This window comes from Comamonas sp. E6 (assembly GCF_001010305.1).
Classification (GTDB): Bacteria; Pseudomonadota; Gammaproteobacteria; order Burkholderiales; family Burkholderiaceae_C; genus Comamonas; species Comamonas thiooxydans.
The window spans coordinates 91,749-118,234 of the sequence record NZ_BBXH01000014.1 but is presented as its reverse complement, the minus strand read 5'-3'; the positions used below and the strand labels follow the sequence as shown (position 1 = coordinate 118,234).

Sequence of the window (26,486 nt, the reverse complement as noted above, 5' to 3'; positions counted from 1 at the left end):
CTGTTCTGTTTCAGGCATATGACGAGTTAGCTATACGAAGGTATAGCTGAGGCCAACCAAAAGCCAAGCCTCTCTTCCCAAGGCAGGCTCGCTTTGTCGACTGGCGGGTTTGATAATCAAAGGCGGGGATCAGGGCACCAGACCCTGGCGCCACGGCGGCATGCTTTGCCGCCCATCGCATGAAGAAGCTACCTTTGGATGCCCATTCCTTGACGGCGCTATGGCGCGCGGCTTCCTCATGCTCTCCCGCTTCTCTGTCCTGCTGCAAAGCTGCTTCTGTATTCAAGAAGTTGCGAGGGCGAGACAGGATCAATCCTGGGCCGGGACCTGCCCTGGCCATATCGATGCCATTGTTTGCTGCTTATGAAACAAGCCCTGAACTCCTGCAGTCCCGTGGGGCCTGCCTGCCTGCTGTTGTGTCTGGCACTCGCTGCCTGCAACGGCGACAAACAGACGCCGGCCGCCGCTGCCGATAGCCGGACTGCGCTGCACCGCGAAGGCAATCTGGTCGTGGTGCCGTCGCAATCTCCAGTGCTGGCGCAGCTGAGGCTGGCACAGGCCACCCAGGAGCAGGTCCAAACCCTGATCTCGGCGCCGGCGAATATCGAGGCCGAGCCTGAAAAGATGGTCAAGATCACGCCTCCGGTCGCAGGCCGGCTGGTGCATCTGCATCGACAGCTCGGCGACCCGGTCAAGGTCGGCGAGGCCTTGATCACCATGGACTCCTCCGATATCTCGGTCGCTCGGGCGGACAATGCCAAGGCCCAGTCCGCGCTGCTGCTGGCGCGTCAGGAGTTCGACCGCCAGAAGCTGCTGTTTGATGCCGAGATCGCGGCGCGCAAGGACTACGAGGCCGCGCAGCAGGCGCTGGCCGCAGCCAGCGCCGATGCGCGCGCTGCGAGCGATCGCCTGGCTCAGCTTGGTGCCGATGTGCAGGCCAGCTCGCGCGGCAGCTATGTGATCAAGTCGCCGATCAGCGGACGCGTGGTGGAAATGGCGGGCTCGCAGGGCGGCTATTGGAACGACGTGAATGCCTCGGTGATGACCGTGGCCGATCTCAGCAAGGTCTGGCTCAGCGCCAGCGTGCCCGAGCGCGACCTAGCCCATGTGGATGTGGGCCAGCAAGCGCATATCGCGCTGACCGCCTATCCCGACCTCAAGCTCGAAGGCCGTGTGCAATACGTGGGTGAGATCGTTGATGCCGCCACGCGCAGCGTCAAGGTGCGCGTGGCCGTGGACAACCGCGAAGGGCGGTTGCGCCCGGGTATGTTTGCGCGCGTGAGCTTCGACGGACCGGGTCGTGACGCCCTCATGGTGCCGACCACGGCGCTGCTCCAGGGCAATGTGAGCTCACGGGTGTTCGTAGACAAGGGGCGCACGGACAAGGGCGCCCGCTTTGAGCCACGCGACGTGCAGGTCGGCGTGCAGCAGGATGGCAAGGTGGAGATCCGCTCGGGCCTGGCGGCCGGCGAGCGCATCGTCGTCAACGGTGGAGTGCTGCTGCAATGATCGAGCGCATCGTCAATCTCAGTTTTGCACGTCGCGGCGTGGTGTGGCTGATCTTCATCTTTGCAGCCCTGTATGGCGGGTTCAGCTGGAAGCAGTTGCCGCTCGAGGCCTATCCCGACATCGCCGATGTGACCTCGCAGATCGTCACCCAGGTGCCGGGTCTGGCGGCCGAGGAAATCGAGCAGCAGATCACGATTCCGCTGGAGCGTGCGCTGCTGGCCACACCGGCCATGCATGTGCTGCGTTCGCGCAGTCTGTTCGGCCTGTCGCTGATCACCGTGGTGTTCGAGGACGGGGTCGATGGCTACTGGGCGCGCCAGCGCCTCAAGGAGCGCATGGACGAGGTCGATCTTCCCTATGGCGCGCGCGCCGCGCTCGACCCCTACAGCTCGCCCACGGGCGAGGTCTACCGCTATACGCTGGAAAGCCCCACACACAGCCTGCGCGAGTTGTCCGAGCTGCAGCAGTGGGTGGTGATTCCGCGCCTCAAGAAAGCACAGTCCGTGGTGGACGTGACGAATTTTGGCGGCCTGACCACACAGTTCATGCTCGAACTCGACCCCGCGCGCCTGCTGCAGTACGGGCTGACCCTGTCCCAGGTGATCGAGGCCCTCAATGCCAACAACGCCAGCGGCGGCGGCAGCGTCATAGACCGTGGCGAAGTCTCTTATGTGGTGCGCGGCGTGGGCCTGCTGAGATCGCTCGACGACATGGGCAATGTGGTGGTCAAGACCTCGGACAACGGCACGCCGATTCTGGTCAAGGACCTGGGGCGCCTGACCTATGGCAATGTGGAGCGTCGCGGCATTCTGGGCAAGGACGACAACTCCGACACGCTGGAAGGCATCGTGCTGCTGCTCAAGGACGCGAACCCCTCCAAGGCGCTGGAAGGCATCCATGCCGCAGTGAAGGAGCTCAACGAGAAGCTGCTGCCGCCCGACGTCAAGGTCGTGCCCTATCTGGACCGCACCACGCTGATCGAGCGCACCACGCATACCGTGGGCAAGACCCTGGCCGAAGGCATGATCGTCGTGACCCTGGTGCTGCTGCTGTTCCTCGGCAGCCCGCGCGCGGCGCTGATCGTGGCGCTGACGATTCCCATGGCGCTGCTGCTGGCCTTCGTCTTCATGCATCACGCCAGGATCCCGGCAAATCTGCTGTCGCTGGGAGCCATAGATTTCGGTATTTTGGTGGACGGTGCTGTGGTCGTGGTCGAGAACATTCTGCGCCGCCGCGAGGCCCAGAAGGACAAGCCCTTGACGCCGCGCGACGCCATCTCGGCCACGCTGCAGGTGGCGCGCCCCATCTTCTTCGGCATGTGCGTGATCGCCGCTGCCTATCTGCCGCTGTTCGGTTTCGAGCGCATCGAGTACAAGCTGTTCTCGCCCATGGCCAGTGCCGTGGGGGCGGCCCTGGTGGGAGCGCTGGCCGTGGCGCTGCTGCTCACGCCGGGCCTGGCCTGGATGGCCTTTCGCCGTCCGCGCAAGATCTTCCACAACCCCGTGCTCTACTTCCTGGGCGAGCGCTATGACCGCTTTCTCAGCGACGCTGTGGGGAAGATGCGTTGGCTGGTAGGGGCCGTGGCGGCGGCGATGGTGGCGCTGGTGCTGCTGGCCGGCACCATAGGCCGCGACTTTCTGCCTTATCTGGACGAGGGCTCGATCTGGCTGCAGGTGCAGATGCCTCCCGGCATCACGCTGGACAAAGCCCGCGACATGGCCGACGAGCTGCGTCGGGCCACGCTGGAGTTCCCCGAGGTGTCCTATGTCGTGACCCAGACTGGACGCAACGACGACGGCACCGATTACTGGACGCCTTCGCACATCGAGGCCAGCGTGGGCCTGCATCCTTACGATCAATGGAAGTCGGGCCTGAACAAGCAGCAACTGATTGCCAAGATGGCTGAGCATTTCGAGAGGATGCCTGGCTATACCGTGGGCTTCATGCAGCCCATGATCGACGGCGTGCAGGACAAGCTCTCGGGGGCGCACAGCGACCTGACCGTGAAGGTCTACGGCCAGGACCTGAGCGAGGACCGGCGCGTGGCCGACGAGATGGTGGGCATTCTGTCCAAGGTGCCCGGTGCGGCCGATGTGGCCGTGGACATCGAGCCGCCGCTGCCCAATCTGCGCATAGACCTGGACCGTGCGGCAGCCGCGCGCTACGGCATCAACGCGGCCGATGTGGCCCAGCTGATCTCCACAGGTGTGGGTGGGGCCTCCATAGGCCAGCTCTACGTGGGTGAACGCAGCTACGACATGACGGTGCGCTTCGCGCCCGGCACTCGCAGTGACCCCGAAGCCATAGGCGCGCTGCGTCTGGCCGCTGCCAATGGCGCCCAGGTGCCGTTGGCCGATGTGGCGCGCATCAGCACCACGGTGGGACAGAGCGTGATCGTGCGCGAGGGCGGCGAGCGCCACATTCTGGTCAAGCTCAATGTGCGCGGCCGTGATCTCGCGGGCTTCCTCAAGGATGCGCATGAGGCTCTCGATGCCCAGCTCCAGTACGACCACCAGAAGACCCATATCGAGTGGGGCGGCCAGTTCGAGAACCTGCAGCGTGCCGAGGCACGGCTGCTGGTCATCCTGCCACTGACGCTGGGCATCATGCTGGTGCTGCTGTTCGGCGAGTTCGGCAATCTGCGCCAGCCGCTGCTGGTGCTGGGCGTGGTGCCGCTGGCCATGATCGGCGGCTTTGCCGGACTGCATCTGCGCGGCATGACGCTCAATGTCTCGAGTGCCGTGGGTTTCATCGCGCTGTTCGGTGTGGCCGTGCTGTCGGGCGTGCTCATGGTTTCGCAGATCAACCGGTTGCGACGCGAGGACGGTCTGGAGTTGCGCGATGCCGTGCTCGAGGGGGCATCGAGCCGCATGCGTCCGGTGCTGATGACGGCTACGGTGGCAGCCTTCGGTCTCATGCCGGCCATGCTTGCTACGGGCCTGGGCAGTGATGTGCAGCGGCCGCTGGCCACCGTGGTGGTCTGCGGGCTGGCCAGCGCCACCTTGCTTACCCTGCTGCTGCTGCCCAATCTCTATTACGTGATCGAGCTGCGTGCCCAGCGTGCGCTTGAGCGCAAGCGCCGGCGAGCGGCCGAGCGCGGGGAACTCGACGACGAGGATGCCGCTCCGGTGACGACATCGGCCGCCGCGGAGCGCATGGCCCCCTGAGTCCGGGCCCGCGCGATACCTACCAACTTGGAAGCACCATGCAATTTCCCTTTCTTTCCCTCAAGCGCCTGGCTCTGCTGCTGGCGACGCTGGGCCTGGGTGGCACGGCATTGGCCCAGGCCGCGGCGCAGCCCGCCGCCGCCGGGCTGCGCTTCAGCGACTATCTGAGCGCTGTCGAGCAGCACAGCCTGGACCTGCAATCACAGCAGCAGAACGTGGTGTCGGCCCGGGCTGGCGTCGGCATCGCGGGCATACGACCCGATCCCCAGCTCTCGCTGGGCGCTGCGCGCGAGCAGGTCAATAGCGGCCTGCCGCGCCCGCAGAACCGTACCTATGAACTCAGCATGGAGCTGGAGACCGGCGGCAAGCGCTCGGCTCGCATTCGCGCCGCACGCAGCCAGGTACGGCTGGCCGAGGCTGGGGTCGAGGGATTCCGCACCCAGCTGTTCTCCGATGCGGCCCAGGACTTCACACAGGCCTGCCGCGATCGCCAGGCGCTGGAGCGCAAGGAGCAGACGCTCAATGCTCTGTCCGATGTGGTCAAGGCCAACGAGGTGCGACGCAAGGCCGGCGACGTCGGCACCGTTGAGTGGCGGCAGTCGCGCGTGGAGCGCGACCAGTTCCAGGCCGACGTGACGCAGGCCCGCGCCGATGCCCAGACCTCACGTCTGGCCCTGAGCGTGCCGCTGGGGCGCAGGATCCTGGAGATTTTCGGCTCCGACGAGCTGCAATGCGATTTCCAGCCCTTTGCGAACGACAAGAGCATCGATGTCCTGGTGACCCAGGCTCTGCATGTGCGCAGCGATGTGCGCGTGGCCCAGGCCACGTTGGACAATGCGCGCGACAATGCCGGCCTGGCCCAGGCCAACCGCTGGGTCAATCCCACGCTGGCCGTGGGATTGACCGCCATACCAGCCACGTCTGCGGGTGTGGACGCCAAAGGCAATGTCTTCGATGCGAACAACCGCTCGCGCATGTTGTCGGTCTCGGTGAGCGTGCCCATCCCGTTCTCGCGCCTGAACCGCGGTGAGGTGCTGCAGGCCGAGGCCATCGTGACCCAGGCCATGCTGGGGCTGCAGCAGTCGCAGCACAAGGCCGAGGCTGATGTGCGCTCCGCCTACTTCCGTTTCGCGGCGGCGCAGGAGAATGTGGAGCGCTATCGCAGCAATGTGCTGGCGGATGCGCAGCGCGTGCTCGAGAGCATCCGACTGTCCTACCGTCACGGCCAGGCTTCATTGCTGGAGCTGCTGTCGGCCCAGCGCTCGGCCGATGATGCCTACCTCGGCTATCTGCAGGCCAATGCTGATCTGGCCAAGGCTACGGTCGATCTGCAACTGAGCATAGGCCAGCGACCTGCGCTGTGATGAGTGGAGTAGGCGGGCAGGGCTGGCGTGCGCGCATCTTGCGCCACAATCAACGGGTCTTTCACGCTCTGAGCTCCGCCCTGCATGCCATGACAGCCAAACCGCAACGCTTCCTGCATCTGCGCCGGGCCCTGATCCTGGCTGGCATGGCAGCGACCATGGCAGCCATCTTCGCGCTGGATACGCTGACCGAGTATGCGGTGGCCGCGGCCGTGTTCCACACGGCCGTCATCCTCGTGGCGGTGCGCTGGTTCAGCCCGCGCCTGGTGATAGGCACCACGGCGCTGTGCATAGCGCTCACCCTGGCCAGCTTTGCGCTGACGCCGGCTGGCGCCTACCGAACCGGACTCATCAATACGGGCATCAGCATCCTGGCCATCGTTATCACGGCCTATCTGGGCCTGAAGATGGTGGCCGCCCAGAATGCGGCCCACGCAGCACAGACCCAGTTGCTGCGCATCACTCAGGCCACCAGCCTGGGACAGGTGACGGCCTCGATCGCCCATGAGGTCAACCAGCCGCTGGCCGCCATCGTCACCAGCGGCAATGCCAGCCAGCGCTGGCTGGCTCAGCAGCCACCGAATCTCGAAAAAGCCGGTCAGGCGCTGGAGCGCATCCTGGGTGATGCGCGGCGCGCCAGCGAGGTCATTGCGCGTATCCGCTCCATGGCGCGCGGCGAGGCACCGAGCAAGCAGAAGTTCGATCTCAACGAGGCAGTGCGCGAAATGGTGAATCTGTCGGGCGCGGACCTGAACCAGCGCGCCATTGCCATGGACCTGCAACTGGCGCCGGGTCTGGCGCCGGCCTGGTGCGACCGAGTGCAGTTTTTGCAGGTGCTGGGCAATCTGCTGCTCAACGCCATGGACGCCATGCAGGAAACGCCGGCCGTGCAGCGGCGCATTGCCGTGGCTACCCAGGCCTTGGGCCAGCAGCTGGTGCTGACAGTCACCGATGCGGGAGAGGGGCTATCGCCGCTGGCCAAAAGCCATTTGTTCGATGCCTTCTGGAGCACCAAGCGTGAGGGCATGGGTCTGGGGTTGAACATCAGTCGCCACATGGCCGAGGCCAATGGTGGCCGCATCTGGGCCACAGAGCGAGAGGACGGGCACAGCGGCGCCGTGTTTCATGTGACCATCGCGGCTCTCGTCGCCTCGGGTGATCCCGCATCAGGAGGACACAAGCTTGGCTGAGCTCGAAACCGTGTATGTGATCGATGACGACGCCTCGGTGCGCGCGGCCATCGAGGATTTGCTTCTCTCCGTGGGACTGGTCGTGTCCGCCTTCGGCGCGACGCGCGACTTTCTCGCCCATCTGGAGCTGAGCCCGCCCGAGGGGCCGGCCTGCCTGGTGCTGGACATCCGCATGCCGGGCCAGAGCGGTATGGAGTTCAGGCGCCAGATGCTGGAGCAGGGGCTGCGTTTCCCTACCATCTTCATCACCGGCCATGGCGATATTCCCATGAGCGTGGAGGCCATGAAGACCGGGGCCATAGAGTTTCTGACCAAGCCGTTTCGCGATCAGGACTTGCTGGATGCCATACAGCAAGGTATTGCCCTTGATCGCCAGCGTCGCGCGCAGGATGGGCAGTTGCTGGAGTTGCGTTCGCGTTGGAATTCGCTGTCCAGTGGGGAGCAGTCGGTGTTGATTGGCGTGGTGCGAGGCATGCTCAACAAGCAGATCGCGGGAGAGCTGGATGTCAGCGAAATCACCATCAAAGTCAGGCGATCTCAAGCCATGCGCAAGATGGAGGCTGGCTCGGTTGCCGAGCTGGTGCGCATGCTGGAGAAGCTGTGCATCCGCTGATGGTAGCCACATGGTTGGCCTGCCGGACTGTCACTTCGCGGGCGCAGCAGGCGTCGCGGGTGCCGGTACGGCGAACGTAAGAATTGTTCGTGTCGGTTTCCATGTGCAGATTGCGCATGAATTTTCTGGAGCATGTGCGGGTTTGCCAGTTCACAATGGCGGGTTCGCCAGGAGCGGTCAATGCGTCAGCAAAGAACATTCAATAACAAAATTGGTTTCGCCAAGCTTTGCACGGGCAGTTTGATGTCCTTGTGCATGATATGGGGGCTGCCTGCTCATGCGCAGCAGAGTGCAGAGCCAGTCCATGCAGGCAGTGAAGAGGCCTCTGCAGCAGCGTCAGCAGCTGATGCGGGTGGGGTAAACACAGAGCCTGAGAGGTGGAATGCCAAGTTCCAGGCCACCTATGTCTGGCAGCGCAAGCCGTCCTTTTCTGCACCCTATACCGGAGAGAAAAGCCTGTTGCCGGGGCGCGAACGCAGCTACTCCTTCACGACCACTGCATCTCTTGGATACCGTCCATGGGCTGGGGGGGAGGTCTATCTTGATCTGGAAGGCGCGCAGGGCATTCCTCTGTCGGGACTGGCAGGCCTGGGTGGCTTTACCAATGGGGAATTGGCCAAAACTTCGGGAGCAAGATTGAAGCTCTATCGCGCCCGTGCATTCTTGCGCCAGACCTGGAGTCATGGCGGCGAGCAAGAGGCGGTGGAGTCGGAGGCAAGGCAGTTGGCGGGCATGGTGGACAAGCGTCGTACTGTGCTCACGGTGGGCAATCTGGCGGTCATCGATATCTTTGACGACAACCGCTACAGCCATGATCCGCGCACGCAGTTCATGAACTGGTCGCTGATGACTCAAGGCGCGTTTGACTATGCCGCAGATGCCAGAGATTACAGCTGGGGGGCGGTGCTGGAGTGGTTTCACGACGACTGGGAGGTGCGCTTCGGTCGCTTCATCCAGCCCAAGGAGCCCAACGGCCAGCCGCTGGACTATCGAATTTTCAAACACTACGGCGATCAGCTGGAAGTAGCCCACGCACACACGCTGGCGGGCCAGCCGGGCAAGTTGCGTGCTTTGGTCTTTCGCAACCACGCCGTGATGACGCGCTATGACGATGCACTCAACCTGGCGGCGCAGACCGGGGCGGTGCCGGATCTGAATGTTGCGCGCTACGGTGCCAGAAGCAAGCAAGGCTTCGGCATCAACCTGGAGCAGGCGCTGAGTGATGACGTGGGTCTTTTTGCCCGTGGCAGCTGGGCCGATGGCAAGACGGAAATCTATGCCTTCACGGAAATCGACCGCTCTCTTTCTGCGGGTCTGCTGATCCAGGGGCGCAAATGGGGACGGGCGAACGATACGCTGGGCATAGGCGTGGCGCGCAATTTCCTCTCGTCCACACACCGTCGGTATCTGGCAGAGGGCGGGGTGGGGGCGTTCATTGGTGACGGGCGTCTGAACTACAAGCCCGAGAATATTCTCGAGATGTTCTACAGCGTGGGGATCAGCAAACAATCCAGCATCAGCTTTGACTGGCAGCATATCCGCAACCCTGCATACAACGCGGACCGTGGGCCCGTCAACGCACTGGCTGTGCGTTTGCACACCGAGTTCTGATCTAGAAAAACCGCAGGATGATCTGGTGCAGGCCTGCCGTCATCAAGGTATAGCGCAGGAATTTTCCAACTGCCATATAGGCGACGCAGGGCCAGAAAGGCAGGCGCACCCAGCCGGCGACCGCGCATAGCGGGTCGCCGACGACGGGCAGCCAGCTCAGCAGGCAGGCCTTGGCGCCGTATTTGCGCAGCCAGTAACGGGCGATGCGGTTCCAGCGTGACTTGTGGTGCATGTTCTGGGGCGGCGGCTCTCCATGTCGGCGCAGCTTTTTGGCCTTGTTCCAGGCCTGGTTGGCGGCCAGCCCCATCCACCAGCTGATGGCCCCACCCAGCGTGTTGCCCGCCGTGGCGACCACAATGGCGGGCCAGAACAGATCGGGGTTGGCTGAGACCAGTGCGGCCACCACGGGCTCAGATCCCAGCGGCAGCAGGGTGGCCGAGACCAGGGCCACGACAAACACGGTGCTAAGGCCCAGCTCCGGCAGGGCCAGCCATTGCAGCAACTGATGTATCCACGCTTCCATAGGGCGGCTAGTTTAGGCGGGTCGCTCAATTCCCTGAACTTTGCATCCTGTCATTTCTCGGTCATCGGCCATAGTTGCAGGCTGTTGATATATGGTTTCTTATCCAAATGCGTACACAGGTGTTATCCGGTAACGCCAGATCAATGGGAGTAGGAATGGCTTTCAGCCCTCTAAAAAAAATGATGCGATCGAGTCAGGCCACAGGCCTGGCGGTCGTTTTGCTTTTGATAGCTGGTTGCGCATCGAACATAAAGACCATCGCGCCGTCCGATGCCAGATCAGCGGTCACGGTGGCTGCCGATCTGGTGCCGCTGGCGACGCTGGCGCCCGGCATCAAGCAGGACATGCGCTATGTCTCCAAGCACAACTTCATGGGCCGCCCCGTGGCTGGCTACGAAGCCGGGGTTTGCTGGCTCAGCCGCGTGGCTGCCGAATCTCTGGCAGCTGTTCAAAAGGAACTGGCTGGACAGGGGCTGGCTCTGAAGGTCTATGACTGTTACCGGCCCCAGGCGGCCGTCGACGACTTTGTGCGCTGGGGGCGCGATATGGCCGATCAGAAAAACAAGGACATGTATTACCCGCGCGTGCCCAAGAGCGAGCTCTTCAAGCGTGGCTATATCGCCGAGAAATCGGGTCACAGCCGTGCCAGCACCGTGGACATGACGCTGCTGGTGGTGGATGCCAAGCGCGCCAGAAAGCTGGTGCGTGGCCCGCTGGCCGACGGTATCGAAGTGGACATGGGAACGCCCTTCGATCTCTTTGACGAGCAGTCGCATACCGACAATGCCCAGCAATCGCCCGATGTGCAGCACAACCGCCGCTGGCTGCGCAGCCTGATGCAGCGCAACGGATGGAAGAACCTGCCAGAGGAGTGGTGGCATTACACGTTGGTCAGCGAGCCCTATCCCGAGCAGTACTTTGATATGCCGGTGCGTAAAAACTGAGACGCCGGTGCTGCATTGCCCGATAGTGACTCGCCTCGGAGGGTGATGCATGGAGTTTGGTTTTGCTGAAAATTTGAGCAGGTATAATTGCCCCCTCTTTTCCAGCGCCCGGTCTGTGCCAGACATTGTCTGCCGCAGAAACCAAATTCTCTCCATGCCCGCCCTGCACATTGGTCATATTCCATTGGCAAATCGTCTGTTTGTCGCTCCCATGGCGGGTGTGACGGACCGGCCGTTTCGTCAGCTGTGCAAGGCACTGGGGGCCGGTTACGCGGTCAGCGAGATGGTGACCAGCCGCAAGGACTTGTGGAACAGTCTCAAGACCAGTCGCCGTGCCAACCATGAAGGCGAGCCTGGGCCGATCTCGGTCCAGATTGCCGGCACCGAAGCGCCCATGATGGCCGAGGCTGCCATCTACAACATCGAGCGCGGCGCGCAGATCATCGACATCAACATGGGCTGCCCGGCCAAGAAGGTCTGCAACAAATGGGCAGGTTCCGCCCTGATGCAGAACGAGCCGCTGGCCGTGGAAATTGCCCAGGCCGTGGTGGAGGCCGCACGTCCCTACAACGTGCCCGTCACCCTGAAGATGCGCACAGGCTGGTGCGATACGCACAAGAACGCAGTTCTGCTGGCGCGCCAGTTTGAAGATGTCGGCATCCAGATGCTGACCGTGCACGGCCGCACGCGCGAGCAGGGCTACAAGGGCTTTGCCGAGTACGACACGATTGCGGCCGTTAAGCAGGCCGTCAAAGTGCCCGTGGTGGCCAATGGCGATGTCAACAGCCCTGAAAAGGCCCGCGATGTGCTGGCCTATACGGGGGCGGACGCCATCATGGTCGGCCGTGCAGCTCAGGGCAGGCCGTGGATCTTTCGCGAGATCGCGCACTTTCTGGCCACGGGCGAGCATCTGGCTCCTCCCCTGGTGGCCGAGCTGCGTCGTCTGCTGCTCGAACATTTGCAAGATCACTACAGCCTGTATGGCGAGGGAGTCGGCGTGCGCAGCGCCCGCAAGCATATTGCGTGGTATCTGCGAGCTCTGCCGGGCGGGGAAGAGATCAGAAAACACATCAACACTATTGAGGACTGTGCGGTGCAATGGCAGGCCGTGGCCGACTATCTGGATGCCCTGGGGCAGCAGATGGAGCGGATCCCGGCGGCCATGGCCGCTGCTGAAGCAAGCAGCGAGCTGGACGAACCGGCAGAAATGGCTGCATGAGCAATCAGAATTTAGAACAAGTCGTTCGCGATAGCCTGGAGGGCTATTTCCGCGATCTCGAGGGCGAAACACCGGCCAATGTCTACGACATGGTGATTCGTCTTGTCGAAAAACCGCTGCTGGAAGTGGTGATGGGCCAGGCCGACAACAACCAGTCGCGCGCCGCCGAATGGCTGGGCCTGAATCGCAACACCCTGCGCAAAAAGCTGGTCGATCACGAATTGCTCTGAACGACGAAGCTACCAAATCCATAGCTGCAAGCGCTTGATATATCTGCACTTGCAGCTTGTTTTTATCCAAACTTTGAATTGACGCCCATGAAAGCTCTGATCTCCGTCTCTGACAAGACCGGTATCGTCGAATTTGCGCAAGCCCTGCACGCTCTTGGCGTGCAACTGCTGTCCACCGGTGGCACCGCCAAGCTGCTGGCAGGCGTGGGCCTGCCCGTGACCGAAGTCGCCGAAGTCACCCGATTCCCCGAGATGCTGGATGGCCGCGTCAAGACCTTGCACCCCATGGTGCACGGTGGTCTGCTGGCTCGCCGCGAACTGCCCGAGCACATGGCTGCTTTGAAGGAACATGGCATCGAGACCATCGATCTGCTGGTCGTGAACCTCTACCCCTTTGAAGCCACCGTGGCCAAGGCCGGCTGCACGCTGGCCGACGCCATCGAGAACATCGATATCGGCGGCCCCGCCATGGTGCGTTCCGCTGCCAAGAACTGGAAGGATGTGGGCGTTCTGACCGCTGCCGACCAGTACGAAGCAGTGCTGGCCGAACTCAAGGCGAATGGCAAGCTGTCCGACAAGCTGCGTTTTGCGTTGTCCGTGGCGGCCTTCAACCGCATTGCCCAGTACGACGGAGCGATCAGCGACTATCTGTCTAGCGTCAAGTTCGAAGACGAAAAGCTCAGCGAAGAATATGTGCCCGAGCGCGCCCTGTTCGGCGGCCAGTCCAACGGCCATTTCATCAAGGTGCAGGATCTGCGCTACGGTGAAAACAGCCACCAGCAAGCCGCCTGGTACCGCGATCTGTACCCCGCTCCCGGCTCGCTGGCCACGGGCGTGCAGCTGCAGGGCAAGGAGCTGAGCTACAACAATATCGCCGACGCCGATGCGGCCTGGGAATGCGTCAAGAGCTTTGACACCCCTGCCTGCGTGATCGTCAAGCACGCCAACCCCTGCGGCGTGGCCGTGGGCGCGAATGCCTTCGAAGCCTATTCCAAGGCCTTCCAGACCGACCCCACCAGCGCCTTCGGCGGCATCATCGCCTTCAACCGCGCTGTGGACAAGGCCGCTGCCGAAGCCGTGTCCAAGCAGTTCGTCGAAGTGCTGATGGCTCCCGAGTTCAGCGCCGAAGCCCTGGAAATCTTCAAGGCCAAGGTCAATGTGCGCCTGATGAAGATCGCTCTGCCCGCCGGCGGCGCAACCGACTGGGACAACGGCCGCAACGCCATCGAGTCCAAGCGCATCGGCTCGGGCCTGCTGCTGCAGACCTCGGACAACCATGAGCTCAAGCTGGCCGACCTCAAGGTCGTGACCGTCAAGCAGCCTACCCCCGAAGAGCTTCAGGACCTGCTGTTCGCCTGGAACGTGGCCAAGTTCGTCAAGTCCAATGCCATCGTCTTCTGCAAGAACGGCATGACCATGGGCGTGGGCGCAGGTCAGATGTCGCGCCTGGATTCGGCCCGCATCGCCTCCATCAAGGCCGAAGCCGCCAAGCTGTCGCTGCAGAACACCGTCGTGGCGTCGGATGCCTTCTTCCCCTTCCGCGACGGCCTGGACGTGGTGGTCGATGCCGGTGCCACCTGCGTGGCCCAGCCTGGCGGCTCCATGCGCGATCAGGAAGTGATCGATGCGGCCAACGAGCGTGGCGTGGCCATGGTGTTCACCGGCGTGCGCCATTTCAGGCACTAATTGCTCCCCCTGAGGCGCTATCGCGCCTTCCCCCTCTCTGGCGCTGAGCGCCGGAGGGGGACGACACCCTCGGTGCGCGACGGCGCTTCCTTGGTGTCTCTGGTTTTAGGGCGCGCCAGTTTTGTGCTTTGTGCTCTGTGGCCGGCATTTGCTGGCCATTCTTTTTTGAATCTGGTGCTTGGTATGACAGATCCCATCGACGACGAAGAAAACTATCCGCCCAGGCCGCGCTGGATTGGCTGGCTGATCGGGCTGGTCATGCTGGCGTCGGCACTGGGCGTGGCCAATATCGGCTGGCGCATCATGCGGGTCAGCACGGCCGAGAAGGCGGCGGATGCGCTGGTGGCTGCCAAGCCCGAGCTGGCGGCGGCCCGAAAGCTGGTGGAGGGCGCAGATTGCATGCGCTGCCATGGTCTGGACCGCAAATTTGTGGGCCCGGGCTTTACGGAGATCGCACAGAAGTACGGCTCGCAAGCCGATGCCCAGAGCTATCTGGCAGACAAGATTCGCAGCGGCAGCGTGGGTGTCTGGGGCAATGTGATCATGCCGCGCCACCCGCAGATCAGCGAGGCCGATTCTCTGCAGATGGCCCGTTGGGTGCTGTCGGCTCAGGCGCCATCGGCCGCGGCTCAATAGGCCTGGTTGCCGAGATCCTGCGTGAATTCCAAGGCTGCCAGCGCTTTGCGCTGCTAGCCTTTTTTGCTTTGCAGCCTGCGCAGGGTGGCAGGCCTTGCTTTCATAATCCGCTCATGGCAAAACCCGCGCGTGCTCCCGCTCTTCGCCCCGCCGATCAGGCAGTCCACGGATCCGGGGCTGGTCCGGCTCGCCAGCGTGGCTTTGTCTTCTGGGCCATATGGGTGAACATCGCCACCTACGCGATCTATCCTACGGCCAACTGGCTGGCCAGCCTGCGCGACCAGCGCTATGACTTCATCACGCGCTGGGATGCCATGATTCCGCTGGTGCCGGAATTCATCTTTGTCTATTTCTCGTTTTTCCCGTTTCTGGCCCTGCCGTTCTGGCTGGTGGGGCAGCCCGGCACGGCGGCGCTGGGCAAGCGCCAGGTGTTGGGTACGCTGATCTGCGGTCTGATCTTCGTGCTGTTCCCGGCAAATTTGGCCTTCGAGCGCGCGATTCCCGAATTCGAGCCCTATCGCAGCATTTTTGCGACCATGTTCTTGGTGGACAAGCCGCACAATCTGCTGCCCTCTTTGCACATCGTCTACACGGCGCTGACCTGTCTGGCCATCTGCCAGGCGCAATGGCAGCGTGGTCGCTGGGGGCTGTGTCTGCTGATTGGGCTATGGAGCGTGGCCATCTGCGCCTCAACCATGCTGGTGCATCAGCACCATGTGCTGGATGTGGTCACTGCGCTGATGCTGGTGCCAGTGCTTTGCCTGCTGATTCGCCCGGCCGATGTGCCGCCACAGCCTCCGCGTATCTGAGCCGGGCAGGATCGCTCTGCCTCGGGTCTTTTTGAATCCTGCGTCAGTGCTCGCTTGCATGCAGGACTACAGCGCGATTTTTGAGCGCGGTGCAGGCTTCGTGAAACGCGGGCCTGACTAGTCTGTTTTGAGATGGGTGTGCAGCCGGGCCTGCACAAAACATGCAGATGGACTGGTGATGCTGCAGGGAATCTGCGCACCACTGGTGAAATCCCTAGGATGCCTTTTTGACAAAAAGGACCGGGCCGAAAGCGCCGCGCCAAAAGCGTGGTTAAGAACGTGTTTACGGTCTCCTCGCGCCGCGACAGTGGCTTTGCGGGATGGGATGCCAGGCGCGATACCGCAGCAATAGCCGTGCTATTGCGAGGATTCGCAACGCCGCAGACCGCCCGCAAAGACACTGTCCCGAAGGGGTGGAGCGAAATCGGGCGATTTCTGTGCGCTGTCTCTTGCTTGCACCCCGGTGCAAGCGGCGAGCCATCGCTTCGAACTCATCCCGATTGCGCTCCAACGCGGCTGCGTAGAGATCGTAAACACGTTCTCAAAGCCCGGGGATATGCATGCAGTGGCTGAAAACCAAAACCATTGAACAGGCGCTGGCCGATTCCGACGAGCCGGGCCGGCAGCTCCAGCGCACGCTGGGTGTTTTCGATCTGATGATTCTGGGCCTGGCCGTGGCCGTGGGCGCAGGGATTTTCTCGGTGGGGGCTCGCGCAGCCGGCAGCTTTGCCGGGCCGGCCGTGATTTTCTCCTTCATTCTGGCGGCCGCGACCTGCGCGCTGGCCATCATGTGCTATGCGGAGTTCGCCTCCACCGTGCCCGTCACGGGCAGCGCCTATACCTATACCTATCTGACGCTGGGCGAGGGCCTGGCCTGGATCATTGGCTGGAATCTGCTGCTGGAGATGATCTCGGCCGCTGCCGTGCTGGCCAAGTACTGGGGTATCTATCTGTCGGCCGTGTTCTCCACGGCAGGGCTGGAGATCGCGCAAAGCATCGAGATCGGCGGCTTCTCGCTGAACTGGGGGCCGTTCTTCATCGTGGCCGTGTTCACGGCCTTGCTGATTGCAGGCACCCAGGTCTCAGCCAAGGTCAACAACCTGTTCACCGTCATCAAGCTGGCGATCACCGTGTTTGTGATCGTCGTCGGCTTCACCTACATGAACACCGACAACTTCAGGCCTTTTGTACCCAGTGCACAGCCGCCCGTGGTGGCTCATGGCGTAAGCGGTGACCTGTGGGGGCAGCCCATGCTGGCCTGGTTGTTCGGTGCCGAGCCCAGCCAGTATGGCTGGCTGGGCGTGATCTCGGGCGCATCGCTGGTGTTCTTCGCCTTCCTGGGCTTTGATGTGGTGGCAACCTCGGCCGAAGAGGTCAAGGACCCGCAGCGCACGCTGCCACGCGGCATTCTCGGCGGGCTGGTGCTGGTGACGGTGCTCTACATCCTGGTCACGCTGGCGCTGACCGGCATGGTGCCCTATACGGCACTGGCCAGGGCCGAGAACCCGTCGCTGGCCACTGCATTCATTGCCGTGGGCGCCGGCTGGGCGGCGCAGGTCATCTCGGTGGGCGTGTTGATCGGCATGACCACCGTGGTCATGGTGCTGCTGATGGGCAGCTCGCGCGTGTTGCTGGCCTTGTGCCGCGACGGCCTGCTGCCGCGCAGCTGGGGCATGACATCGGCCAGGCGCAAGACGCCGGTTCGCCTGCAACTGGCTGTGGGCGTGATCGTGGCGCTGCTGGCAGGCTTTACCAAGGTGGAGCTGCTGGAGGAGATGATCAACATCGGCACGCTGTCGGCCTTTGTGCTGGTCAGCATCGGCGTGCTGGTGCTGCGCAAAAAGCGTCCCGACGCCGGAGCCGGCTACCGCGTGCCTTTTGTGCCTGTGCTGCCAGTGCTCTCGGCCCTGCTGTGCTTTTATCTGATGCTGAATCTGACCACGCTGACCTGGCTGCGCTTTCTGGGCTGGATGGCGCTGGGTGCTGTGATCTATATGGCCTATGGCATGCGCCATTCGCGCCTGGCTCAGACGGATAAAAAGTGAGCTGTTAGCGCTTGATATTCATTGATTTCAATATGTTTAATATCTGAAATCGTTTGATATCAAGCGCAAGAAGCTATCAAAAAAAAGCCCTGCAGGGAACGCTCTGCAGGGCTTTTGCATTGGTTAGAGTGCTGGGCATGAGTACCGAACCCACCGAGACCACGCCGACCCGCTCCCCCACCCAGTCCGCCGAAGACGGCCAGCAGCGCTGCCGCTGGTGTCTGGCCACGCCGGGCTATGTGCACTATCACGACCGCGAATGGGGATTTCCGGTGGGCAGCGATCAGCGCCTGTTCGAGAAACTCTGTCTGGAAGGCTTTCAGTCCGGCCTGAGCTGGCTGACCATTCTCAACAAGCGCGAGAACTTTCGCGCGGCCTTTGTGGGTTTCGATTTTCATCGCGTGGCGCAGTTCGGCGAGGCCGATGTGCAGCGCCTGTTGCAGGACGCGGGTATCGTGCGCCACCGCGGCAAGATTGAAGCCGTGATCAACAACGCCCAGCGGGCCATCGAAATGGTCCAGGCCGAAGGCTCTCTGGCCGCGTTCTTCTGGCGCTATCAGCCTGCTGTGCCATCGACAGGCACGACCATTCAGGCCCAGACGCCGGAGTCGCAAACCCTGTCCAAGGAGCTCAAGAAGCGCGGCTGGAAGTTTGTCGGGCCGACCACCATGTATGCGCTGATGCAGGCCATGGGCATGGTCAACGACCATGCGCCGGGCTGCATCACCAGAGCAGAAGTGGAACGCGCCAGAGCCGCTTTTCAGAGGCCCTGAGGGCGGGCTTGTTCCGCCTTGCCGGCCCGGGGGTCAAGCCTTGACCAGCAGCCCCGGCGCGCTGGCCAGAACTTTCATGGAGGCTTCGGTGCTGGCGGTGAACTGGCGGCTGCTGATGGTGTTCACATATACCCAGTCGGCGCGGCAGGCATCTGTCGTGGCCGTCACCAGCATATAGCCGCGGCGCGAGGTGTCGCAGTATTTGAGCGGCTTGATGAGCTGCTGCAGCGCAGCGGCCAGCGTGGCGGGGTCTTCGCCCGGCAGGTATTCCTCGAAGCCTGGCGAGCTGACCGAGGAGGTCGCAAACTCCACGCCCACGGCCTTGCCGTTCATGTCCTGCAGCTCGCTGGCCCAGGCGTTGTGCGTGTCGCCGGCCAGCACCACCAGCTTCTTGCCGAGCTGACGCGCGGAGCCCAGAACGGTCTCGCGCGCGGCCTGGTAGCCATCCCAGGCGTCCAGGTTGTAGGGGATCGAAGGCTGGGCCAGGATGGCCTGCTCCTGAGGCGTGAGTGTGGCCGGCGCGGCCTGCGCCTTGGCAACCAGCGCTGCGTACTGCGAGACCGATACGCCCGCGCCGGCTTGGATGGTCTCCATGAGTATGGGAGCGGGAATGTTCATGCGCCCCATCAGCACCTGCTGGCCCAGTACCTGCCAGGTGGCACGGGAGGCCGCCATCTGCTGCTGCAGCCACTGTGTCTGGGTCTGCCCCAGCAACTGACGCGACGGATTGGCCATGGCCGTGGTGAAGCCCGCCGAGTCGATGCCGGCAGAGGTCATGAAATCGGCATAGTCCAGCTGCTTGTCGCGGCCTATCACGCGGGTGTCCAGCATGTGCAGCGAGACCAGATCGCCAAAGTCGAAGCTGCGGTAGATCCGCTCGGCGCTCGCGGTGCGCGTGGGCATCCATTCGTGGTAGGCCTGCATGGCAGCCGCCTTGCGCATGGCGAAGTCGCCCTCGCCGGGCTGGTGATTCTCGGCTCCCGCACTCCAGGTGTCGTTGGCAAATTCGTGGTCGTCCCAGATGGCAATCATGGGCGCGGCGGCATGCAGGGCCTGCAGGTCGGCATCGCTCTTGTACTGGGCATGGCGCTCGCGGTAGTCGGCCAGCGAGAGAATTTCGCCGGCAGGATTGACCAGACGACCCATGGCCTCGGCCTGGGCCGAGGCATAGCCGCCGCGCGCGTATTCATAGATGTAGTCGCCCAGGTGTACCGTGGCGTCCAGGTCGCTGCGCCTGGCGGCATCGGCGTATACATTGAAGTAGCCGGCCGGGTAGTTGGCGCAGGAGAAGACAGCCAGTCTGACCTGGGCCACCGAGCCGGTGGGCAGGGTACGCGTGCGTGCTGCCGCCGAAGTCACGCCATGGGCGCGGAAGCGGAAGTGATAGACCGTGGCCGGCTTGAGGCCGGCTGCATCGACCTTGACCGTGAAGTCCCTGGCGGCGGTGGCGCTGCTCTCGCCGCGCGCCACGATGGAGGCGAACGCCGCGTCGCTGGCCAGCTCCCATTGCACGGGAATGTCTGCCTGGTGGCCGGCGGGCGGGGTGACGCGGGTCCAGAGCATCACGCGGTCGGACAGCGGGTCGCCGCTGGCCAGGCCATGGACGAAGCGGACTTCGGGGTCGGCCGGCTTGACCTCTGTCTGGCTGCCATCGCCGCCGCCGCAGGCCGCGAGCGGCAGCACGGACATTGCGCCGGCGCTCCAGGCCATCTGGCGCACAAAGCGGCGGCGGTTCAGTTCACTGGCTTGGTCGGTGGTGCCCTTGAGCAGGTTGTGCAGCGGCGGCTTGCTGGATTCGTCGGTCATGGTGCTTTCATTGCTGACAAAAACGCGAGCGTGGCAAGCGTCCATGACGTGGCTGTGAAACGCCGAGCCGCTGCGGCTGAAGCCGGCGCAGGCGCAGTCCGCCGCCAACAATGAAAAAGCCCTGCAGACATGGTCTGCAGGGCCTGTTGGGCGGGCAGGGATTTACAGCATCTTGAACACTTCGCGGGCCGCTTCGATGGTGCGGTCGATATCTTCGTCGCTGTGCGCCGCGCTGACAAAGCCTGCCTCATACAGCGCCGGGGCAAAGTAATGACCGCGCTCCAGCATGCCGTGGTAGAACTTGTTGAAGACCTTGCCGTCGGTCTTCATGACCTGGGCGTAGTGCGTGGGCAGCTCGGGCAGGAAATAGAAGCCGAACAGTCCGCCTTGCCAGTCCACGCTGAAGGGAATGCCGGCGGCATTGGCTTCGGCCTTCATGCCCTGCATCAGGTGGCCGGTCTTGAGGTGCAGCTCGGCGTGGAAGCCGGGGCGGCTGATCAGCTCCAGCGTCTTCAGACCGCAGGCCGTGGCAATCGGGTTGCCCGACAGCGTGCCGGCCTGGTAGACGGGGCCCAGCGGCGAGAGCTTTTCCATGATCTCGCGGCGGGCACCGAAGGCCGCCATGGGCATGCCGCCGCCGATGACCTTGCCCATCACGGTGATGTCGGGCGCAAAGCCTTCGATCTCCTTGGCATACAGGCTTTGTGCGCTGCCCAGGGCGACGCGAAAGCCCGTCATGACTTCGTCATAGATCAGCAGCGCACCATGCTCGCGGGTCAGCTCGGAGATGCGGCGGGTGAAGTCCACCGAGGCGCGCACAAAGTTCATATTGCCGGCAATCGGCTCCATGATGACGCAGGCAATGTCGCTGCCCATCTTGGCAAAGGCCTCTTCGAGCTGAGCAACGTCGTTGTACTCCAGCACGATGGTGTCTTTGGCCACATCGGCAGGCACACCGGCCGAGGAAGAGGCGCCGAAGGTGGCCAGACCCGAGCCGGCCTTGACCAGCAGCGCATCCGCATGGCCGTGGTAGCAGCCGTTGAACTTGATGATCTTGTTGCGGCCCGTGTAGCCGCGCGCCAGGCGCAGCGCGCTCATGCCGGCTTCGGTGCCGGAGCTGACCAGGCGCACCATGTCCATGCTGGGCATGAGGGCGCGGATCTTCTCGGCCAGCACGACTTCGCGCTCGGTGGGGGCACCAAAGCTGAAGCCTTCGAGCACGGCGGCCTGCACGGCCTCGACTACTTCGGGGTGACCGTGGCCCAGGATCATGGGGCCCCAGCTGCCGATGTAGTCGGTGAACTGCTGATCGTTCTGGTCCCAGAAATAAGCGCCCTGGGCGCGCTTCACGAAGCGCGGCGTGCCGCCCACGGCGGCGAAAGCGCGCACGGGCGAGTTCACGCCGCCGGGGATCACGCCCTTGGCGCGCTCGAACAATGCAATATTCAGATCAGTGTTTTGTGTCATGAGAGGGAATCACAAAGCCTTCAATCGGCTTGGAGTCGGGTTCGTCATCGGTGGCGTCTTCGGCCTGCTCGTCTTCGGCCTGCTCGTCCTCGGTGGGCTGGGCCCAGAACAGGCGATCGGGCAGATAGTGGCCCATGCCGGGGCGAAAACCTGCATCCAGGCTGTGGTCCAGGTATTCCAGTGCCTCCAGCGTCGCGGCGCCCAGATCGTTGCCGGTGGCCAGCAGGGCCGTAATCGCAGCGGACAGCGTATCACCGGCACCTGTGAACGTGGCGTCAAACATCTCGTACTTGCTGTTGCCCAATACGGACTGGGCCGTGGTCAGCACGTTGTCCACGAACTGGTCGGGCAGGGGGATGCCGGTCACAAGCACATAAGGCACTTCCAGTGCCTCGGCGGCCATGGCAATGTCGCGCGCCGTGGGCGCACGGCTGTTTTCCCATTCAGGCAGCAGCCAGCGCCACAGCGTGTTGTGGTTTCCAACCAACACCGAGGTTTGAGGCAGGACAAGCTCCTTGAACGCATCCAGGTACTGATCCTGCTTGTCGTCCTCCCACCAGGACAGGTCCGGCATGTAGCTGATGATGGGAATGTCGGGGTAGTCCGATGAGATAGTGGCAATGGCGGCCAGGTTGGCAGGGCTGCCTACAAAGCCGACCTTGATGGCGGTGACGGCAATGTCCTCCAGCACCATGCGCGCCTGCTCGGTTACCGCGTCATCGTCGAGTGCAAAGTGCTCGTAGATGCGGGCCGTGTCTCTGGCGTAGGCGCCGCAGGCCACGGGCAGTGCATGACCGCCGATGGAGGAGATGGTGGCGATGTCGGCCGAGAGCCCGCTGGCTCCGCTGGGGTCACTGCTGTTGAAAGACAGCACGCAGACGGGTGCTGATTCTGTCGCTTCTTCCTGGCGGGTGCGGCGAGGGGGAGTGGAGGAGATGGGGTTCAATGCCATGGCGCACCCCAGTTTGCACCCGGGAATGCAAGGGTGGGAGCCGGGGTTGTGACTAGATACAATCGTTGCATTCTATGTGAAGCCCCTTTAAGCTGTGACTGACCCTAAAACCTGGATGTGTTTGACCTGTGGCTGGCTTTATGACGAAGCCCAAGGCTGCCCCGAACATGGAATTGCTCCAAACACCCGCTGGGAAGATGTGCCCATGAACTGGACATGCCCGGAATGCGGTGCACGCAAAGAAGATTTTGAAATGGTGGAAATCTGAGTGCAAGAGTCGCTCACTCCATCAACGACCGAATTGGGAGGAATTTCACCGTGACAGCATCTGGTGCGCCTTTGCGCGTTCTGGTCGTGGATGACAGCAACACCATCCGCCGCAGCGCTGAAATTTTCCTCAAGCAAGGTGGTCACGAAGTTCTTCTTGCCGACGATGGCTTCGATGCCCTGTCCAAGGTCAATGACTACCAGCCCCAGCTCATCTTCTGCGACATTCTGATGCCCAAACTCGATGGCTATCAGACCTGCGCCATCATCAAGCGCAATGCTCGCTTTGCCAATACGCCCGTCGTGATGCTGTCATCCAAGGACGGCGTATTCGACAAGGCTCGCGGTCGCATGGTGGGCTGCCAGGACTATCTGACCAAACCGTTTACCAAAGATCAATTGCTGCAAGCCGTACAACAATTCGCGCTGCAAGCTGCAGATGTGGGAGCTGCATGATGACAATTCAAAAAGTTCTGGTCGTTGACGATTCCAAGACGGAGCTGATGGCTCTGAGCGATATCTTGCAAAAGCAGGGCATGCAGGTGCGTACCGCGGAAAATGGCGAGGAAGCCATGAAGCGCCTGGCCGAAGACAAACCCGACCTGATCCTGATGGATGTGGTCATGCCTGGACAGAACGGCTTTCAGCTGACCCGCGCCATTTCTCGCGATCCCCTGTATGCCGATGTGCCCATCATCATGTGCACCAGCAAGAATCAGGAAACCGACCGGGTCTGGGGCATGCGTCAGGGCGCACGTGGCTATATCACCAAGCCCGTGGATGCCGCCGAGCTCCAAGCCAAGATCGCAGCGCTATAACGAGCCGCGCTGCTTATGGCGAACCGTGAAGCCCTCCGAGATCTCCAATCCCGTCTGGCCGGGCGCCTGCAGGCAGCACGCAGCGAAGGCGTCAGCGTTGCTGCCTGGCTGGCAGTGCAGGCTGGTGGACGGGATTATTTGCTGCCGCTGAATCAGGCAGGAGAAATCTTTCCCTGGACCGGCGTTCAGCCCGTCCCATACACACAGGCCTGGTTTCTGGGCATCGCCAATCTGCGCGGTGCTTTGATGGGGGTGGTGGATCTGGCTCAATTGCTGGGTCATGGAAGTGTCCGCAATGAGCAGGAACTGATGGACTGCAGCCTGCTGGCCTTCAACCCTGCATTGGAGGTCAACGCGGCCCTGCTGGCCGATCGTCTGCTGGGCCTGCGTGCCGCAGACGCGTTTTCCAAGGCCGAGCCTGCGCCTGAGCGTTCCCCGAGTTTCTTCGGAGCCGTCCATATCGATGCGAGCGGCCGCCGCTGGCAGGAGCTGAAATTGCAGTCCCTGTCTCAAACCGCCAAATTTTTGAGCATTCGTGCTTGAGGTTCCTGGATACAGCGCTATGTCCTTTGCACAGAAAATAAATCAGTGGTTCCGACGCAAGCCCATCGCGGCTGCCGTCAGTGGTGATAGCAGCATGATGGGAGACACGGTCGTACAGGATATGTACGACGGATCGCTCAATAGCGTGCAGGGGGCACCTTCCGTCTTCGGCGTCGAGGAGGCCAGCCGCGCGGACGAACTGGTGAGCCTGCCTATTCTTGGTACGGCCACGACTGCCAAGCATCAGCGCACCTTGTTTACCTTGCTGGGTGGATCGGTGCTGGTGCTGGTGGTTCTGTCGGCATGGATGCTGCGCGAAGCAGGCAACTCCAACCAGCAACTGGCGGCGACCGGCCAGGCATTGATGCAGTCGCAACGTCTGGCCAAGTCGGTCTCCATCGCCATGACGGGAGCCGCTCCTGCGTTTGCCGACGTCAAGGACAGCGCCGGTGTTTTGGCGCGCAACGTGCGAGCGCTGGCTGCCGGCGATTCCGATCTGGGCGTGAACGCGCTGGGTGGCGGTTTGCAGGACGAGCTCAGCTCCATCAGCACCCTGATGGAGCGAGCGGAAAAGAGCGCCGGGCTGATTCTCGGACAGCAAAAGACTCTGACTCAAGTGGGCGACGCGCTGCGCACCATCAACCGCCAGTCCTCCGATCTGCTGGAAACCGCGGAAACCATTTCTTCGCTGAAGCTGCAGCAAGGCGCTGGCGCGGCCGAGATCTCTGCTGCCGGTCAGCTGGTGATGTTGACTCAGCGTATTGCCAAGTCTGCCAACGAATTCCAGACCCTGGAGGGCGTGAGTCCCGAGGCTGTTTTCCTGCTGGGCAAGGACTTGAATTCCTTCAAGGAAATCTCCGAAGGTCTGCTCAACGGCAGCGCTGAAATGCGGCTGTCGGCGGCACGCGATCCTCAGGTGCGTGAACAGCTGGAGACGTTGATCAAGCAGTACGACGATACGCGTACCCAGGCCAGTGCCATTCTGGGCAATCTGCAAGGGCTGGTGTCGGCCCGGGAAGCGCAGACCAGCATCAACAATGACAGCGAACCGCTGCGTCAGCAGCTGGAGCAGTTGCAGACGGCGCTGCAGGGGTTGGGCGGGGCCAGCATGCTGCAGCTGGCGCTGCTGGCCATCGCCATTTTGACCGCGGTTCTGAGCGGTATCGGCATCTCGCGCGTGCAACTGCTGGACAGCCGGGCGCGCCAGCAGGAAGCCGAGCGTCACCAGGTCGATGCTCGTTTGCAGGAGCAGGAAGCCAAGCGCATCAACGACGCCAACCAGGCGGCTATTTTGCGTTTGATGAACGAGTTGCAATCGGTGGCCGAGGGCGATCTGACGCAGGAAGCCACCGTGACCGAGGACATCACGGGCGCGATTGCCGACTCGGTGAACTACACGGTGGAAGAGCTGCGTGCTCTGGTGGGATCGGTGCAGAACACCGTGACCCGCGTGGCCCAGACCACCGAGCAGGTGGACGTCACCTCGACCGAGCTGCTGGCTGCATCGAACGAGCAGCTGCATGAAATTCGCGAAACCGGCAAGTCGATTCTGGACATGGCCGGCCGTATCAACAATGTCTCGGCTCAGGCGCAGGAATCGGCCCAGGTGGCCCGTCAATCGCTGCAGGCTGCGGACTCGGGTCTCAAGGCGGTGCAGAACGCCATCGGCGGCATGAACTCCATCCGCGATCAGATTCAGGATACCTCCAAGCGAATCAAGCGTCTCGGTGAGTCGTCCCAGGAGATCGGTGAAATTACCGAACTGATTTCGGACATTACCGAGCAGACCAACGTGCTCGCATTGAACGCCGCCATTCAGGCTGCGTCTGCAGGTGAAGCAGGTCGCGGCTTCTCGGTGGTGGCGGAAGAAGTGCAGCGCCTTGCTGAACGTTCCGCAGACGCCACGCGACAGATTGCCGCGCTGGTGAAGGCCATTCAGACCGACACCCAGGATGCGGTGGCCGCCATGGAGCGCTCTACCCAGGGCGTGGTGGAAGGAGCTCGTCTGTCCGACTCTGCAGGTACTGCACTGTCTGAAATCGACAGCGTGTCGCGCCGACTGGCCGAGCTGATCGAGCAGATTTCCAACTCCACATCACGTGAAGCCAATATGGCCAACGGCGTGGCGGAAAACATTCAGCACATTTTTGCCGTGACCGAGCAAACCGGTGAGGGAACCCGCACCACTGCGCAGCAGGTGCGAGAGCTCTCCCACATGGCTGAAGAGCTGCGTCAGTCTGTTTCCCGATTCAAGATTGCCTGATTTGACTGGCTCTTTCTCTCATAAAAATGCACGACCCTTGAGGGTTAAGGA

Annotated in this window: 23 protein-coding genes; 19 read left to right on the top strand and 4 right to left on the bottom strand. The window is 62.6% G+C overall.

Annotated elements, in window-relative coordinates:
- Window positions 1-363: 363 nt before the first annotated feature.
- From CSE6_RS13505 to CSE6_RS13480, 6 genes are all read left to right on the top strand, one after another.
- The gene (locus CSE6_RS13505; protein WP_059440731.1) at window positions 364-1,509 is read left to right on the top strand and encodes an efflux RND transporter periplasmic adaptor subunit; all 1,146 of its coding nucleotides are present in this window, start codon (window positions 364-366) and stop codon (window positions 1,507-1,509) included.
- Window positions 1,506-4,676 carry an efflux RND transporter permease subunit gene (locus CSE6_RS13500; protein ID WP_012839744.1) on the top strand — a complete coding sequence of 1,057 codons (3,171 nt, stop codon included), beginning with the start codon at window positions 1,506-1,508 and terminating at the stop codon, window positions 4,674-4,676. Before CSE6_RS13505 ends, CSE6_RS13500 begins: the two co-directional genes overlap by 4 nt.
- Window positions 4,677-4,714: 38 nt before the next feature.
- The gene (locus CSE6_RS13495; RefSeq protein ID WP_012839743.1) at window positions 4,715-6,040 is read left to right on the top strand and encodes a TolC family protein; all 1,326 of its coding nucleotides are present in this window, start codon (window positions 4,715-4,717) and stop codon (window positions 6,038-6,040) included.
- An 89-nt stretch (window positions 6,041-6,129) separates the two neighbouring features.
- On the top strand, window positions 6,130-7,230 hold the full coding sequence (locus tag CSE6_RS13490; protein ID WP_059440759.1) for a sensor histidine kinase: 1,101 nt from the start codon (window positions 6,130-6,132) through the stop codon (window positions 7,228-7,230).
- Window positions 7,223-7,843: a response regulator transcription factor gene (locus tag CSE6_RS13485; RefSeq protein ID WP_059440730.1), complete on the top strand. Its 621-nt coding sequence runs from the start codon at window positions 7,223-7,225 to the stop codon at window positions 7,841-7,843. The genes CSE6_RS13490 and CSE6_RS13485 overlap by 8 nt, the downstream gene beginning before the upstream one ends.
- A 243-nt stretch (window positions 7,844-8,086) precedes the next feature.
- Window positions 8,087-9,454 carry a carbohydrate porin gene (locus CSE6_RS13480; protein ID WP_238585696.1) on the top strand — a complete coding sequence of 456 codons (1,368 nt, stop codon included), beginning with the start codon at window positions 8,087-8,089 and terminating at the stop codon, window positions 9,452-9,454.
- Between the two features lies 1 nt (window position 9,455).
- On the opposite strand, the gene CSE6_RS13475 is transcribed toward CSE6_RS13480, so the two are convergent.
- Window positions 9,456-9,977: a YqaA family protein gene (locus CSE6_RS13475; protein ID WP_012839739.1), complete on the bottom strand. Its 522-nt coding sequence runs from the start codon at window positions 9,975-9,977 to the stop codon at window positions 9,456-9,458.
- 290 nt (window positions 9,978-10,267) lie between these two features.
- Here CSE6_RS13475 and CSE6_RS13470 point away from each other — a divergent pair, with 290 nt between their 5' ends.
- The 8 genes from CSE6_RS13470 to CSE6_RS13435 all read left to right on the top strand — a co-directional run bounded on the left by CSE6_RS13470 (window position 10,268) and on the right by CSE6_RS13435 (window position 18,319).
- Window positions 10,268-10,921, top strand: a complete 654-nt coding sequence (locus CSE6_RS13470) for a M15 family metallopeptidase (RefSeq protein ID WP_003071132.1) — start codon at window positions 10,268-10,270, stop codon at window positions 10,919-10,921.
- 154 nt (window positions 10,922-11,075) lie between these two features.
- Window positions 11,076-12,140, top strand: coding sequence for a tRNA dihydrouridine synthase DusB (dusB, locus tag CSE6_RS13465; protein WP_059440728.1), 1,065 nt, complete (start codon window positions 11,076-11,078; stop codon window positions 12,138-12,140).
- Window positions 12,137-12,370, top strand: a complete 234-nt coding sequence (locus tag CSE6_RS13460; protein ID WP_003071135.1) for a Fis family transcriptional regulator — start codon at window positions 12,137-12,139, stop codon at window positions 12,368-12,370. Before dusB ends, CSE6_RS13460 begins: the two co-directional genes overlap by 4 nt.
- A gap of 87 nt (window positions 12,371-12,457) precedes the next feature.
- Window positions 12,458-14,056 (top strand): bifunctional phosphoribosylaminoimidazolecarboxamide formyltransferase/IMP cyclohydrolase, encoded by a 1,599-nt coding sequence (gene purH / locus CSE6_RS13455; RefSeq protein ID WP_003071138.1) that lies wholly within the window; start codon window positions 12,458-12,460, stop codon window positions 14,054-14,056.
- A 183-nt stretch (window positions 14,057-14,239) separates the two neighbouring features.
- Window positions 14,240-14,692, top strand: a complete 453-nt coding sequence (locus CSE6_RS13450) for a c-type cytochrome (protein ID WP_041744657.1) — start codon at window positions 14,240-14,242, stop codon at window positions 14,690-14,692.
- Window positions 14,693-14,805: 113 nt separating this feature from the next.
- Entirely contained in the window at window positions 14,806-15,501 is a 696-nt protein-coding gene (locus CSE6_RS13445) for a hypothetical protein (protein ID WP_229227578.1), read from the top strand.
- A 560-nt stretch (window positions 15,502-16,061) separates the two neighbouring features.
- On the top strand, window positions 16,062-17,546 hold the full coding sequence (locus CSE6_RS13440) for an amino acid permease (protein WP_059440726.1): 1,485 nt from the start codon (window positions 16,062-16,064) through the stop codon (window positions 17,544-17,546).
- Window positions 17,547-17,683: 137 nt separating this feature from the next.
- Window positions 17,684-18,319 (top strand): DNA-3-methyladenine glycosylase I, encoded by a 636-nt coding sequence (locus CSE6_RS13435; protein WP_059440758.1) that lies wholly within the window; start codon window positions 17,684-17,686, stop codon window positions 18,317-18,319.
- Between the two features lie 33 nt (window positions 18,320-18,352).
- Here the strand turns inward: CSE6_RS13435 and CSE6_RS13430 are convergent, their stop codons facing one another.
- From CSE6_RS13430 to CSE6_RS13420, 3 genes are all read right to left on the bottom strand, one after another.
- Window positions 18,353-20,125: an alkaline phosphatase gene (locus CSE6_RS13430; protein WP_059440757.1), complete on the bottom strand. Its 1,773-nt coding sequence runs from the start codon at window positions 20,123-20,125 to the stop codon at window positions 18,353-18,355.
- 162 nt (window positions 20,126-20,287) lie between these two features.
- Entirely contained in the window at window positions 20,288-21,592 is a 1,305-nt protein-coding gene (hemL, locus tag CSE6_RS13425) for a glutamate-1-semialdehyde 2,1-aminomutase (protein WP_059440725.1), read from the bottom strand.
- A complete protein-coding gene (locus CSE6_RS13420) occupies window positions 21,576-22,544 on the bottom strand; it encodes a bifunctional hydroxymethylpyrimidine kinase/phosphomethylpyrimidine kinase (RefSeq protein ID WP_059440724.1) in 969 nt (322 codons plus the stop codon). The genes hemL and CSE6_RS13420 overlap by 17 nt, the downstream gene beginning before the upstream one ends.
- A 115-nt stretch (window positions 22,545-22,659) precedes the next feature.
- On the opposite strand from CSE6_RS13420, the gene CSE6_RS13415 reads away from it, so the two are divergent.
- Genes CSE6_RS13415 through CSE6_RS13395 form a run of 5 tightly spaced genes read left to right on the top strand, consistent with a single transcriptional unit; the run spans window position 22,660 to window position 26,435 of the window.
- A complete protein-coding gene (locus tag CSE6_RS13415) occupies window positions 22,660-22,812 on the top strand; it encodes a rubredoxin (protein WP_034399566.1) in 153 nt (50 codons plus the stop codon).
- 50 nt (window positions 22,813-22,862) lie between these two features.
- Window positions 22,863-23,267: a PleD family two-component system response regulator gene (locus tag CSE6_RS13410; RefSeq protein ID WP_003071158.1), complete on the top strand. Its 405-nt coding sequence runs from the start codon at window positions 22,863-22,865 to the stop codon at window positions 23,265-23,267.
- Window positions 23,267-23,629: a PleD family two-component system response regulator gene (locus tag CSE6_RS13405; RefSeq protein ID WP_003071159.1), complete on the top strand. Its 363-nt coding sequence runs from the start codon at window positions 23,267-23,269 to the stop codon at window positions 23,627-23,629. The genes CSE6_RS13410 and CSE6_RS13405 overlap by 1 nt, the downstream gene beginning before the upstream one ends.
- Before the next feature lie 15 nt (window positions 23,630-23,644).
- Window positions 23,645-24,172 carry a chemotaxis protein CheW gene (locus tag CSE6_RS13400; RefSeq protein WP_003071161.1) on the top strand — a complete coding sequence of 176 codons (528 nt, stop codon included), beginning with the start codon at window positions 23,645-23,647 and terminating at the stop codon, window positions 24,170-24,172.
- Between the two features lie 19 nt (window positions 24,173-24,191).
- Window positions 24,192-26,435: a methyl-accepting chemotaxis protein gene (locus CSE6_RS13395; RefSeq protein WP_059440723.1), complete on the top strand. Its 2,244-nt coding sequence runs from the start codon at window positions 24,192-24,194 to the stop codon at window positions 26,433-26,435.
- The last annotated feature ends 51 nt before the right edge of the window (window positions 26,436-26,486 follow it).